Raw genomic sequence first — 13,298 nt, forward strand, 5'->3', positions numbered from 1 at the left:
TCATTCGTTGGCCGCGCGGGGGCGGGACTCCGGGGCCGGAGCTTCGGCGTACTGGTCGAACAGCGGGGTGGTGCGGGACTCGGTGGGCCGTCCGGCGGTCCAGGTGCCGGGGGCCGACAGGTCCAGGCCGCGGGACACCCGGGGGGCGACCGGCGCGGTGACGTAGGTCGGCAGCGGGACGGGCACCGGCTCCCAGGAGTCGGGGCCGGCCGCACCGCGCTCGCGCATGCCGTCGACCCACTCCTCGTGCTCGGTCGCCTCGGCCACCGCGGAGGCCGAGGGCACCGCGACGGTGGGCTGTTCCGGGTCGGCGGCCAGCCGCAGGTGCGGGCGGCGGCCGGGCCGGTGCCCGGCGGGCGCGTCCGGGGCCGGCTCGGCCTCGGCGGGCGCCTCGACCGTCGGCCGGTCGTCCGCCGGGGCCTCGACGCGCTGCCGCTCGCGCTGGCGCAGCCGCTCGGCCGCCTGGGCGGCCCGGTTGCGGTCCAGCTTCACCTCGTACCGCTGGCGCTCCAGCTTGCGCAGGTGGCCGATGTAGAAGGTGAGGAGGAGCGCCGGGACAGCCGGGACCCAGAGGAAGGCGAGGCCCGCCACCGCGGCGACCACCGCGCCGAGCGCGAAGGCCAGGAACAGGGCGGTGACCATCCGGCGCCGGCGGGCCAGCAGCCGCGCCCGGCGCTCGGGACCGCCCTGCCGCACGGGGGCCGGCCGTTCGGCCGGACGCTCCGCCGGGGGTTCGGGCTCCCGCGTCGCGGGATCGCCGGAGGCGGCCCCGTCCCGCTCGGGAGGACCGTCGTCGCTGTGCTCGTCGTCACGCGGTTCGTCACCCAGGGCCCGGGCTGCCCGTCGCTCCAGCGCCGAACGCCCGGCCAGCAGGCGGATGGCGGTGCTGAAGCGTTCCGTCGGGCGCGCCTCGTTGAGTTCGTCCTGCCTGCGGAGCCACATGGGCACCAGATAGGCGGCCCAGGCCCCTACGATGACGGCGTAGATAAGGCCGCTACTGCTCACGATTCACACCGTACGGGCGCCGGGGAAGGCCTGGCAGCAATTTGGCGCGGCGTGTCGTGTGATCAAGCTGATTCTCCGACTATTTTGCCGGTGTTTGTGACGGTCCGCCACCGCGCCGATGCCATATCGATATTTATTTCGAACAAATATTCAATTACGCGGCTCACGGCCCGAACTGAGCGCCCGCCAGCGCTCCAGCATCCCCTCCGGGACCTCCTCGGCGGTCAGGGCGTAGACCAAGTGGTCCCGCCAGTCGCCGTCGATGTGGAGATAGCGCGGGCGCATTCCCTCCGCGCGGAAGCCGAGCTTTTCCACCACCCGTCGACTCGGGCCGTTCTCCGGGCGGATGCAGACCTCGATCCGGTGCAGCCCGAGGGTGTGGAAGCAGTAGTCCACCGAAAGCGCCACGGCCGTCGGCATGATGCCCCGGCCGGCCACCGCCTCGTCGATCCAGTAGCCGACGTTGGCCGAGCACATCGAGCCCCAGGTGATCCCGCCGACGGTCAACTGGCCGACCAGCTGGCCCTTGTGGAGCACCACGAAGGGCAGCATCCGGCCCGCCGAGGCCTCGCCGCGCAGGAACCGGACCATCTGCCGGTAGGTCGGACGGGGCCCCGCGGCCTGGCCCGCCGGGCCGGGCGGCACGGTGGCCTCCCAGCGCCGCAGCCAGTCCCGGTTGCGGCGGCTCACCTCCTGCCACTCGCGCTGGTCGCGCGCCCGGATCGGGCGCAGCACGACCTCCCCCTCGTGGAGCTCTACCGGCCAGCCGGCGTTCAGTGCCCTCTCCTCGATGTTGCGGTCCCGGAAGCCGGTGCGTCGGGCCGGGGGTGGTCCCCGCCGCCGAGCTGGTCGACGGCGTGGGCCAGCAGCGGCTCCAGGACGGCCAGGCCGTCCTTGACGCCGCCGGTCGAGCCCGGCAGGTTGACGATCAGGGTACGTCCGGCGAGCCCGGAGAGCCCGCGAGAGAGCGCCGCGGTCGGCACCTTGTCGCGGCCGTACGCGCGGACGGCCTCGGCGATGCCGGGGATCTGCCGGTCGATCACCCGGGCGGTCATCTCGGGGGTGAGGTCCATCGGCGAGATGCCGGTGCCGCCGGTGGTCAGCACCACGTCGTAGCCGGCCGCGACGGCCTCGCGCAGGACGGCCTCGACCGGCTCGCCGTCCGGGACGACCCGCGGGCCGTCGACGGTGAAGCCCATCGCGGTCAGGCCGGCCACCAGCAGCGGGCCGCCCTTGTCCTCGTACACCCCGGCCGAGGCCCGGTTGGAGACGGTGACGGCGAGCGCCTTCATGCGCCCACCTCCGGCGCGAACCAGTCGCCGCTCTTGCCGCCGGTCTTGCTGAGCACCCGGACGGACTCGATGGCGGCGGCCTTGTCGACCGCCTTGACCATGTCGATCACGGTCAGCGCGGCGACCGTCACCGAGGTCAGCGCCTCCATCTCGACGCCGGTGCGGTCGGCGGTCCGCACGGTGGCGGTGATCTCGACCGCGTCGTCCGCGACGGTGAGGTCGACCTTGACGCCGGAGACCGCGATCGGGTGGCAGAGCGGGATCAGGTCGGGCGTCCGCTTGGCGCCCATGATCCCGGCGATCCGGGCCACCGCGAGGGCGTCGCCCTTGGGCACGCCCTCGCCGCGCAGCAGTTCCACCACCTTCGGGGAGACCGTGACCCGCCCGGCCGCGACGGCGGTGCGCGCGGTGGTGGCCTTCTCGGAGACGTCGACCATCCGGGCGGCGCCCTGGTCGTCGACGTGGGTGAGGCGGTCGCCGGGATTCGGTGTCGTCACGGGTAACTCCAGGGGCGCGCAGGTCGAATACCGCGCTACCGTACCGCTCTGCTACTCGCCCCTCGCCTCCGGGCGCTCTTGACCCGCCGCCGGCGGTCGGCGCTCCGGCGCTCCTGACCCGCCGCCGGCGGTCGGCGCTCAGGAGTCCAGCAGCACCACGTCGACCTCGCTGCCGGCGGGCAGCTCGGTGACGTCCTCGGGGACGGTGATCAGGCAGTTGGCCCGGGCCAGCGCCCCGACCAGGTGCGAGTCGGCGCCGCCCACCGGCTGCACCGTGCCGTCCGCGGCGTAGCGGCCGCGCAGGAACTGCCGACGGCCCGCCGGGGAGCGCAGCGCGGACGGGCAGAGCGCGCGCACCACCGGGCGGTGGACGTCGGCCGCGCCCAGCATGGTGCGGATCACTGGGCGGACGAAGAGCTCGAAGGAGATGTAGGCGCTCACCGGGTTGCCCGGCAGGGCGAGCAGCGGCACCCCGGCCGCGCCGCCGATCCGGCCGAAGCCCTGCGGCTTGCCGGGCTGCATCTTCAGCTTCCGGAAGTCCACGCCCCCGTAGGACTCGAAGACCTCCTTGACCACGTCGTACGCGCCGACGCTGACCCCGCCGCTGGTGACGATCAGGTCGGCCCGGCCGAGCTGGTCCTCCAGGACGGCGCGCAGCCGGTCGGCGTCGTCGGGGACGGCCCCGACCCGGTAGGCGACGGCGCCGGCCTCCTGGGCGGCCGCGGTGAGGGTGAAGCTGTTGGAGTCGGCGATCTGCCCGGGCCCGACCGGCTCGCCGGGCTGGACCAGCTCGCTGCCGGTGGAGAGCACCACGACCCGGGGGCGCGGGCGGACCTTCACGGTGGCCCGGCCGATCGCGGCGAGCAGGCCGATCTGGGTGGGGCCGAGCCGGGTGCCGGCCTCCAGGACCGTGGTGCCGGCCGCGACGTCGCTGCCCCGGCGGCGGATGTGGGCGCCCTCGGCGACCGGGCGCAGCACCCGAACCTCCTCGTCCGCCACCGGCGCGGTCATCGCGGCGGCGGCGAGCCCGCTGCCGGTGCCGCCGTCCGTCCACTCGACCGGGGCGACGGCCTGGGCGCCGAGCGGCACCGGGGCGCCGGTCATGATCCGGGCGGCCTGGCCGGGGCCGACCTTGGGCAGCTCACCCGCGCCAGCGGCGATGTCGCCGACCACGGTGAGCACCGAGGGGTAGGCGTCGGTGGCGCCCCGGGTGTCGGCGGTGCGGACCGCGTAGCCGTCCATCGAGCTGTTGTCGAAGGGCGGCAGGTCGCCGGCGGCGACCACGTCCTCCTCCAGCCGGCAGCCCTGGGCGTCGAGCAGCCCGAGCTCGATCGCGGGCAGCGGGCCGACCGCGGCCAGCACGTCGGCGCGGTGCTCGTCGACCGTCCAGAAGCGAGGAGCCGCCGGTACCCGGTCCGCGGACCCGTCGCAGCAGGCTGCGGGGGTGGTGGTGTGCTCCGTGGACCGGGTCATCGGCGGCTCGCTCTCTGTGTCGTGAGATCAGTCCTGCAGCTCGGTACCGACGAACTCCCGCAGCCAGGAGCGGAACTCCGGGCCCAGGTCCTCGCGTTCGGCGGCCAGTCGGACGATAGCGCGCAGGTAGTCGGCGCGGTCGCCGGTGTCGTAGCGGCGGCCCTTGAAGAGCACGCCGTGCACCTGGCCGCCGGCCTCGGCGTCGCGGGTGGTCAGCTCTCGCAGGGCGTCGGTGAGCTGGATCTCGCCGCCGCGGCCGGGCGGGGTCTCGCGCAGCACGTCGAAGACCAGCGGGTCGAGGACGTAGCGGCCGATGACGGCGTAGTTGGACGGGGCCTCGCCGGGCTCGGGCTTCTCGACCAGGTCGGTCACCTGGAAGACGTCCTCGCCGAAGCCGTTGGCCTTGACGGCCGCGCAGCCGTAGAGGTGGATCTGGGAGGGGTCGACCTCCATGAGGGCGACGACCGAGCCGCCGAGCTCCTGCTGCACCTCGATCATGCGGGAGAGCAGCGGGTCGCGCGGGTCGATCAGGTCGTCGCCGAGCAGGACGGCGAAGGGCTGGCCGGCGACGTGCTGCTCCGCGACGGAGACGGCGTGGCCGAGGCCCTTCGGGTCGCCCTGGCGGACGTAGTGCATGTTGGCCAGCTCGACGGACTCGCGGACCCGGCGCAGGCGGTCCTCGTCGCCCTTGCGGACGAGCAGCTCCTCCAGCTCGTAGGCGCGGTCGAAGTGGTCCTCCAGCGCGCGCTTGTTGCGGCCGGTGACCATCAGTATGTCGGAGAGGCCTGCGGCGGAGGCCTCCTCGACGACGTACTGGATGGCCGGCTTGTCGACGACGGGCAGCATCTCCTTCGGGGTGGCCTTGGTCGCCGGGAGGAAGCGGGTGCCCAGTCCGGCCGCGGGTACCACGGCCTTGGTTACCGGAATACGGGAGGTGGTCGTCGTCATGCGTTTACCTTACTCAGGCACGTTTCCGCCTGGCCGAGCGCGCACGGACGGCTAGGACAGCACGTCCCGGGGCACGGCCACGGTGGCAGGCGTATGGGAAGCGACCGGCTGGGGAAGGGGGTCCCCTCCGGTACAGGCCGACAGACTACCCGGCTTTCCCGAACGGTCACGTTCGGCAGTCGGCGCCCGCTGCGGCGCGGAACCGGGCTGTTCACGGGGCCCGGCGGCGGACTGTCCGGAGCGCGGCGCGATCCGCCAGCAGTCGCCGCCGGACGCCCTGGCCGCGGCCAGCGCCCCGTCGGCGGAGCGCAGCAGGACGGCCGCGTGGGTGCCGTCCTCGGGGAGCACGGCGATGCCGACGGCGGCGGTCAGGCCGTTGCCCCCGGCCGGGCGGGGCGCCCGGGTGCCGGAGGACCAGTCGAGCAGCAGGTGCCGGCGGACCGACCAGACCAGCCGCTCGGCGACCTGCACGGCGCCCTCGGCGCCGGTGTCCGGCAGCACCACCAGGAACTCCTCGCCGCTGTAGCGGCCCAGGGTGTCGGCGCGGCGGATCTCCATCGCGAGCCGCTGGGCGAGGTCGCGCAGGACCGCGTTGCCGCGGGCGCGGCCGTGCTCGGCGAGGACCGCGTCGAAGCCGGCGATCTCCAGCAGCAGGACGGCCAGCGGGCGCGGGCCGTCGGCCTGGTCGGTGTGCTCGGCACGGCGGGACCGTTCGATCTCCCGGTCCAGGGTGAGCTGCAGGTGGCGGTAGTTCCAGACGCCGGTGAGCGGGTCGCAGGAGGCGGTGCGCTCCAGTTCGGCGCAGCGCTCCTCCAGTTCGGCGATCCGGCCGGTCAGCCGCTCCCGGTCCGCGGCGGCCCCGGCCCGCTCCCGGCGCACCCGCAGTCCGAGCACGGTGGCGCCGGCCAGTGCGGGGGCGCTCAGCGCGGCCAGGGCCTGGACCAGCAACGGGGTGGACAATCGGGGCGCCCTTTCGCGTGTCAGGCTCTGCGCGTCACGGTTTTCGGACGTGGAGGATCCGGTGCACAACGAGAAGAGCGACCTGAGGTCACGGCTGTTGACGCGGCGCCGCGCACTCACCGCCGAGGGGCGCGCGGAGGCGGCCCTCGCGCTGGCCGGACACGCCTGGGAGCTGGCCGCGCCCGGCAGCACGGTGGCCGCGTACGTCTCGGTGGGCGCGGAGCCCGGGACGCGGCCGCTGCTGGACGCGCTGCGGGAGAGCGGCGTACGGGTGCTGCTGCCGGTGCTGCTGCCCGACAACGACCTGGACTGGGCCGAGTACACGGGGCCCGGGGAGCTGGCGGCGGCCGGGCGCGGGCTGCTGGAGCCGGTCGGGCCGCGGCTCGGGCCGGAGGCCGTCACGGGGGCCTCGGTGGTGCTGCTGCCGGGCCTGGCGGTGGACCGGGGCGGGCTGCGGCTGGGCCGCGGCGGCGGCAGCTACGACCGGGTGCTGGCCCGGCTGGAGCGGGCCGGGGCGCGGCCGGTGCTGGCGGTGCTGCTGTACGAGCACGAGCTGCTGGAGCGGGTGCCGGCCGAGCCGCACGACCTGCCGGTGGACCTGGCGGTCACGCCCTCGGGGGTGCGGGCGCTCGGCTGAGGGCGCGACGGCCGGGACGGCGGCGGATGGAACGGCGGCGGCCCCGCTCTCCCCAGGAGGAGGGCGGGGCCGCTCGGGCTCGGGCCGGGCGTCAGCCGGTGGTGAGCACCAGCTTGTGCTTGGTGGCCTTCTCGACCGCGTCCGGCGTGTAGGCCCAGGTCAGCAGCTTGCCCTTGAGCCAGAGGTCGGTCTGGTCGTTGTAGTTCTGGTGGAAGGCGTGGCCGGAGGCGCCGCCGACGTTGACCCAGCGCGAGGAGTCCAGGTCGTTCAGGTCGACCACCATCCGCATCGACGGGATCCAGTCCACCTGGTAGCCCGCCGCCGCGTTCCAGCCCGCCGCGTCGACCGCCGCCGAGCCGCCGGAGAGGCGGTACGGGCCGCGGTTGAGCAGCTTGTGGACGACGCCGGAGGCGATCGAGGAGTCGTCGGTGCCGAGGGTCTGCTCGCGCAGCTCCAGCTTGTGCAGACGGCCCCAGCTCCAGGTGGAGATGTCCTTGCCGAGCTGCGAGGTCAGGTCCTGCCGGGCGTTCTTCATCGCCTCCTTGAGCAGGTTGTCCAGGCCCTTCTGCTCCTTGTGGTCGGAGTCGATGTACGTCCACCACGAGCTGTCGGGCTTGTCCAGCTGGGCGCGCACGACCTCGGTCCAGCGGTCGCCGCCGTCCGGCTGGGCCTTGCTGGGGTCACGGGTGCCGCACTGGGTGACGATCTTGGTGGAGCTGTCCGGCTTGGTCGGGTCGTCCTGCTGGCGCACCAGCAGGCAGCTGTCCTTGGCCCGGATGTCGACCGGGAACTTCTGGCCGAAGGCGAGACTGAGCAGGTTGCGCCAGACGCCGTTGTAGTAGGCGGCGGCGGCCGAGTCGGCGTCCTGGTGGAAGTTCCAGTCCTTCAGCAGGTCCTGGGCCTCGCGCACGTAGGGGTCGTCGATCTGCTGCTTGAGCAGCAGCGGGACGAGCGTCTTGGCCATGATGCTGGTGTTGTCCAGCTGCAGGGTCTGCATGTCGTCCGGCGAGATCTTGCCGTTGTTCTTGAGCAGGCCCTCGATCTGGTCGGTGATCTCCTTGGCCCGGGTGCCGTACTCCCAGTCCTTGGTGAGGGTGTACTTGTAGCTCGGGTCCACCACGGCCTGGTTGGCGGTGACGATGTAGCCGACCGCCGGGTTGAAGCTGTACGGCAGGGCGGTGAAGGGGACCGGGTCCGGCTTCCACTGGTAGGAGGAGTCCCAGCCCGGGGCGGGCATCGAGCCGTCGCCCTTGCCGCGCACCGGGATGACGCCCGGAGCCTGGTAGCCGATGTTCTTGCTGTCGGCGTAGATCAGGTTCTGCGCGGGGACGGCGAAGTCCTTGGCGGCGGCGCGGAAGTCGTCCCAGTTGCGGGCCTTGTCCAGCTCGAAGACGGCGTCCATGGTCTTGCCCGGGCTGAGCGCCGTCCACTGCAGCGCGACGCCGTAGCCGCCGGTGCCGCGGTCGGGGGCGGAGCTGCCGTTGGGGGCGTACTTGCCGACGTTCTGCTGCTCGGTGCTCTGGTCGGAGATGAGCGGGGCGCCGGTCTGGGTGGTCCGGACGGTGATGGTGCGGTCCTCGCCGCCGGCGACCTTGATGGTCTCCTTGCGGAGGTCGAACTTCACGTCCTTGCCGTCCACCTGGTAGGTGTCCGGGCCGGTGACCTTCTCCAGGTAGAGGTCGGTGACGTCGGCGCCGAGGTTGGTGAAGCCCCAGGCGACGTCCTTGTTGTGGCCGATCACCACGCCGGGCATGCCGGCGAAGGTGAAGCCGGAGACGTCGAAATTGCAGGCCGGCGAGGTGGTCCGGCAGTGCAGGCCCATCTGGTACCAGACCGAGGGCAGGCCGGGGCCGAGGTGCGGGTCGTTGGCCAGCAGCGGCTTGCCGGTGGTGGTGTGCGAGCCCGCGACCACCCAGGAGTTGGAACCGATGCCCTGGCCGGGGCGGCCGAGCAGCTGCGGCATCGCGTCGATCCGGTCGGTGAGGCCCTGCAGCAGCGCCTTGGTGGTGGCCGCGCCCTGGGCGGTGCCGCCGCCGGGGGTGGTGCCGGGCTGGGACGAGCCGTCGGCCGGACGGTAGGTGTCCCCGTTCACGGTGCCGGTCTTCACGATCGTGCCGTTGCGGGAGTACGGGTAGTCCGGGTACAGCTCGGCGATCTTGTCCGGGCCGAAGTCCTGGGCCAGCAGCGAGCGGTCGATCTCCTCCTGGAGGTTCCCGGAGAGGTTCCAGGCCATCGCCTTGAGCCAGGCCACCGAGTCGACCGGGGTCCACTGCTCGGGCTTGTAGCCGCTGTTGACCACGCCGAGCAGGGCGTACTCCAGCGACGCCTTCTCCCCGCCGGGGTGCTCGGCGAGCCAGGCGTTCACGCCGTCCGAGTAGGCCTGGAGGTACTTCTTGGTCTCCGGCGAGAGCTTGGTGTCGTACTCCTTCTGCGCCACCTGCCGCCAGCCCATGGTGCGGATGAAGGCGTCGGTGTCGACCTGGCCGTCGCCGAACATCTCGGAGAGCCGGCCCGCGGTGATGTGCCGCCGGACGTCCATCTCCCAGAAGCGGTCCTGGGCCTGGACGTAGCCCTGGGCGCGGAACAGGTCCTCGCTGGTGTCCGCGTACAGCTGCGGGATGCCGTTGGCGTCCCGCTTGACGTCGACCGGCGCGCTCAGGCCCGCCACCTTGACCGTGCCGTCCACCTCCGGGAAGGAGGCGCGGACCGCGGTGACCCCGCGGTAGCCGCCGTAGCCGACGCCGGCCACCAGCAGCACGACCAGCATCATCACGATCAGACGGGCGCGCCGGAACTTCTTCGAGCGGGGCATCTGGGTCCTTGCGGTCCTGACTTCGGGGCGGGCGGGCGTGTCCAGGGCCTGGGGCCGTGACAGGGCACCACATTAGGCCGAGTCCGGCGACCGGCGTGCACGGGGGACGCTCCGGGCGGGATCGGAGGAGGTCAACGGGCGGCCGGGAAGGGGCTGGTGGGCCTACCCGGCGGCAATGAAACTAAAGATATGGCAAAATGTTAGACTGAGTAACGATCCGCAAGAGGAGCATTGACGGCTTCTTAACGGGTCGTACACCCAGCACCACGTGACACACCGCACCACCCGACTTCCAGCACCACCTGACAGCCAGCACCACCTGACACCCCGCCCGCCCATGCCTGCCCGAGGTGCCACTGCGTGAACGTCGCCCACCTGAACCAGCTCCTGCTCGAAGCCTCCGTGATCCTGCTCTTCGCAGTGGTCGCCGTCCGGTTCTCGACCCGATCAGGACTGCCCAGTCTGCTGATCTACCTCGGGATCGGCGTGGCACTGGGCCAGAACGGGATCGGCGTCACCTTCAACAACGCCGAACTGACCCAGGTGCTCGGCTACGCGGCCCTCGTGGTGATCCTGGCCGAGGGCGGCCTCAAGACCAGCTGGCGCGAGGTCAAGCCGGCGATGCCGGCGGCCACCGTGCTGGCCACCGTCGGCGTCGGCGTCAGCGTCTTCGTCACCGCCGCCGGCGCCCACTGGCTGGTCGGCCTGGACTGGCGCACCTCGCTGCTGCTCGGCGCGATCGTCTCCTCCACCGACGCGGCGGCCGTCTTCTCGGTGCTGCGGATGGTCCCGCTGCCGCACCGGCTCACCGGTCTGCTGGAGGCCGAATCCGGCTTCAACGACGCGCCCGTGGTCATCCTGGTCGTCGCCTTCGCCTCGACCGGCGAGCTGGACTCCTGGTACGTGCTGCTCGGCACCATCGCCGCCGAACTGGCGATCGGCGCGGCGGTCGGCCTGGCCGTCGGCAAGCTCGGCGCCTTCGCGGTCAAGCACGTCGCCCTGCCCTCCTCCGGCCTGTACCCGATCGCCGTGGTCGCCCTGACCGTGCTCGCCTACGCCGGCGGTGCGCTGCTGCACGGTTCCGGCTTCCTCGCCGTCTACATCAGCGCGGTGATCCTCGGGAACTCCAAGCTGCCGCACGGACCGGCCGTCCGCGGCTTCGCCGACGGACTCGCCTGGATCGGGCAGATCGGCATGTTCGTCCTGCTCGGGCTGCTCGCCGCGCCCGAGAGCATGGGCGACGCGGTGGTCCCCGCGCTGGTGATCGGCGGGGTGCTGGTCTTCCTGGCCCGACCGCTGTCCGTGGTGCTCACACTCACCGCGTTCAAGGTGCCCGTCCGCGAGCAGGCGCTGCTGAGCTGGGCCGGGCTGCGCGGGGCGGTGCCCATCGTGCTCGCCACCATCCCGGTGGTCTCCGGCGCGCACCGGGCCGAGGACGTGTTCAACATCGTCTTCATCCTGGTCGTCGTCTTCACCCTGCTCCAGGGGCCGACCCTGCCCTGGATGGCCAAGCGGCTGCGGATCGGCGAGGGCGCGATGGGCCAGGACCTCGACATCGAGTCCGCGCCGCTGGAGAAGCTGCACGGACACCTGCTGTCGGTCACGCTCTCGCCGACCTCGCGGATGTCCGGCGTGGAGGTCAGCGAACTGCGGCTGCCCAAGGGGGCGGCGGTCACCCTGGTCGTGCGGGACGGCAGCTCCTTCGTGCCGGACAAGGCGACGATGCTGCGCGGCGGGGACGAGCTGCTGGTGGTCACCACGGACGAGGTCGGCGAGGCGACGGAGCGTCGGCTGCGGGCCGTGGACAAGGGCGGCAAGCTGGCGGGGTGGCTGAACGGGCGGTGAGGGCGCCGGGGCCGGCCCGGTGGGCGGGCCGGGCGGGCGCGGGCCCGGCCGGGTGGGCGGGCGCGGGCCTGGCCGGGTGGGGCCTGAGGTGACGTGGGCGTTGTGGGTGGTCTGGCGGTATCTACGCGCGTAACTGTATGCTGGTGGGACCACGCCGTATAACTACCGCAAGACCACCCCCAGCATCTGCCTGAAGCAGAGTTGGCGCGACCGCTCGGCGGCCGCGGTACGGCCCCGGCCCACCAGGCCCGGCCGGCCCGGTATCTACCCCGGTCGACGCGCGAGAGGACGACTCTCGGCGCCGTCGGGGCCACCCCATGCCCTGCCGCGCTACCAGGCAGCAGGAAGGACCGACCGTGACGGCCCGCCGAACGGTCGAGATCACCGCGGACACCACGTCGCCCACCGCGGACAGCACCCCGAACAACGCGACCGCCGACGCCGCGGCACCGGCCAAGGTCGGGTACGGCGCACTACTGCGCACGCCCGGCGCCTGGACCTTCCTGTCCCCCGCCTTCATCGCGCGACTGCCCTACGCGATGCTCAGCATGGGCATCCTGCTCCTCGTCAAGGACACCCACGGCTCCTACGGCACCGCGGGCACCGTCACGGCCATCGCCGCCGTCGCCCAGGCCCTGATCGGCCCGCAGACCGGACGGCTCGCCGACCGGTACGGGCAGGCCGCCGTCCTCGTCCCGACCGTCGTGGTGCACGCGGCCTCGGTCGGCCTGCTGATCGCGCTGGCGCTCGGCCACGCGCCGGCCTGGAGCCTGTTCCTGGCCGCCGTCCCGGCCGGCGCGAGCGTTCCGCAGATCGGCGCGATGGTCCGGGCCCGCTGGATCGCCACGATCGGCGCCGAGGGCGCGTCCGCCTCCTCGGCGGCCAAGGTGAGCACCGCCTTCGCCTTCGAGTCCGTGACGGACGAGTTCACCTTCGTCATCGGCCCGATCCTGGCCGCCAACATCGCCACCTCGGTGAACCCGGCCACCGCCCTGGTCGTCGAGGCCGCGCTGACCTTCGTCGGCGGCCTGGCCTTCGCCGCCCAGCGCCGCACCGCGCCCACCCGGATCACCCCCCAGCCCGGCGCGCGACGCGCCTCCGCGCTGGCCTCCCCCGGCGTCCGACTGCTGGCCGGGGCGATCCTCGGGGTCGGCGCCGTGTTCGGCGGGATGCAGGTCTCGGTGAACGCCTTCGCCGACTCGGTCGGCCAGCACGACGCGGCCGGCACCGTGTACGGGATCTTCGCCGGCGGCTCGATGGTCGCGGGCGTGCTCTACGGCGTCATCGCCTGGCGGCGGGCCGTCCAGCAGCGGATGGTCATCAGCTACGCGCTGCTGGTGGCGGGCTGCTCCACCCTGTGGGCGATGCCCAACCTGGTCACCCTCTCGATCGCCGGGCTGGTCTGCGGCCTGGCCATCGCGCCGACCCTGATCAGCGGCTACACCCTGGTCGAGACCCTGGTCGAGGACGGGGCCAAGACCGAGGCGTTCACCTGGCTGACCGGCGCCATCGGCCTGGGCCTGGCGATCGGCTCGATGGTGGCCGGGCGGCTGATCGACGGCCACGGACCGTCCGCCGGATTCCTGGTGCCGGCCGTCGGCGCCGGGCTGGGGCTGATCGCGCTGGTGTCGATGCGGCACCTGCTGGTGGCCCCGGGCGGGGCGAGCCGGGTGGTGGCCTCATCGGCCGACCGCGGCGGCGCGGCGCAGCTCGTCGGTGCCGCGAAGGGCTGAGCGCGCGGTCGGCGGTGATTCGGTACCGGCTCATCTCACACCGGATTCGCTGGACTGATCCAACGGAATACCGCATCATTGACCATCGTTAGCACT

The 13,298-nt window shown here is 73.0% G+C and carries 11 protein-coding genes; 3 read left to right on the forward strand and 8 right to left on the reverse strand.

What is annotated here, in order from left to right:
- From ACFVXG_RS07540 to ACFVXG_RS07570, 7 genes are all read right to left on the reverse strand, one after another.
- Complete coding sequence (locus ACFVXG_RS07540; protein ID WP_387925255.1) at positions 1-1,005, reverse strand: hypothetical protein; 1,005 nt, start codon at positions 1,003-1,005, stop codon at positions 1-3.
- A 150-nt stretch (positions 1,006-1,155) separates the two neighbouring features.
- Positions 1,156-1,740, reverse strand: a complete 585-nt coding sequence (locus tag ACFVXG_RS07545; protein ID WP_387925256.1) for a GNAT family N-acetyltransferase — start codon at positions 1,738-1,740, stop codon at positions 1,156-1,158.
- A gap of 38 nt (positions 1,741-1,778) precedes the next feature.
- Complete coding sequence (locus ACFVXG_RS07550) at positions 1,779-2,297, reverse strand: molybdenum cofactor biosynthesis protein B (RefSeq protein ID WP_387925258.1); 519 nt, start codon at positions 2,295-2,297, stop codon at positions 1,779-1,781.
- Complete coding sequence (gene moaC / locus ACFVXG_RS07555; protein WP_387925755.1) at positions 2,294-2,734, reverse strand: cyclic pyranopterin monophosphate synthase MoaC; 441 nt, start codon at positions 2,732-2,734, stop codon at positions 2,294-2,296. The genes ACFVXG_RS07550 and moaC overlap by 4 nt, the downstream gene beginning before the upstream one ends.
- 198 nt (positions 2,735-2,932) lie before the next feature.
- Positions 2,933-4,267: a gephyrin-like molybdotransferase Glp gene (glp, locus tag ACFVXG_RS07560; protein WP_387925260.1), complete on the reverse strand. Its 1,335-nt coding sequence runs from the start codon at positions 4,265-4,267 to the stop codon at positions 2,933-2,935.
- A gap of 27 nt (positions 4,268-4,294) precedes the next feature.
- Positions 4,295-5,215: a UTP--glucose-1-phosphate uridylyltransferase GalU gene (gene galU / locus ACFVXG_RS07565; RefSeq protein ID WP_350505113.1), complete on the reverse strand. Its 921-nt coding sequence runs from the start codon at positions 5,213-5,215 to the stop codon at positions 4,295-4,297.
- Between the two features lie 51 nt (positions 5,216-5,266).
- Positions 5,267-6,175 carry a GGDEF domain-containing protein gene (locus ACFVXG_RS07570; protein WP_387925262.1) on the reverse strand — a complete coding sequence of 303 codons (909 nt, stop codon included), beginning with the start codon at positions 6,173-6,175 and terminating at the stop codon, positions 5,267-5,269.
- Positions 6,176-6,236: 61 nt separating this feature from the next.
- On the opposite strand from ACFVXG_RS07570, the gene ACFVXG_RS07575 reads away from it, so the two are divergent.
- Positions 6,237-6,812 (forward strand): 5-formyltetrahydrofolate cyclo-ligase, encoded by a 576-nt coding sequence (locus tag ACFVXG_RS07575; protein WP_387925264.1) that lies wholly within the window; start codon positions 6,237-6,239, stop codon positions 6,810-6,812.
- Between the two features lie 91 nt (positions 6,813-6,903).
- Here the strand turns inward: ACFVXG_RS07575 and ACFVXG_RS07580 are convergent, their stop codons facing one another.
- The gene (locus ACFVXG_RS07580; RefSeq protein ID WP_387925266.1) at positions 6,904-9,624 is read right to left on the reverse strand and encodes a penicillin acylase family protein; all 2,721 of its coding nucleotides are present in this window, start codon (positions 9,622-9,624) and stop codon (positions 6,904-6,906) included.
- A 360-nt stretch (positions 9,625-9,984) separates the two neighbouring features.
- Between ACFVXG_RS07580 and ACFVXG_RS07585 the strand changes: the two genes are divergently transcribed.
- Both ACFVXG_RS07585 and ACFVXG_RS07590 read left to right on the forward strand, forming a co-directional pair.
- Complete coding sequence (locus ACFVXG_RS07585) at positions 9,985-11,469, forward strand: potassium/proton antiporter (protein ID WP_387925268.1); 1,485 nt, start codon at positions 9,985-9,987, stop codon at positions 11,467-11,469.
- Between the two features lie 356 nt (positions 11,470-11,825).
- A complete protein-coding gene (locus ACFVXG_RS07590; protein ID WP_387925270.1) occupies positions 11,826-13,202 on the forward strand; it encodes an MFS transporter in 1,377 nt (458 codons plus the stop codon).
- Positions 13,203-13,298: the final 96 nt, after the last annotated feature.

Origin of the sequence: Kitasatospora sp. NPDC058162 (assembly GCF_042884005.1) — a bacterium.
Taxonomy (GTDB): Bacteria; Actinomycetota; Actinomycetes; order Streptomycetales; family Streptomycetaceae; genus Kitasatospora.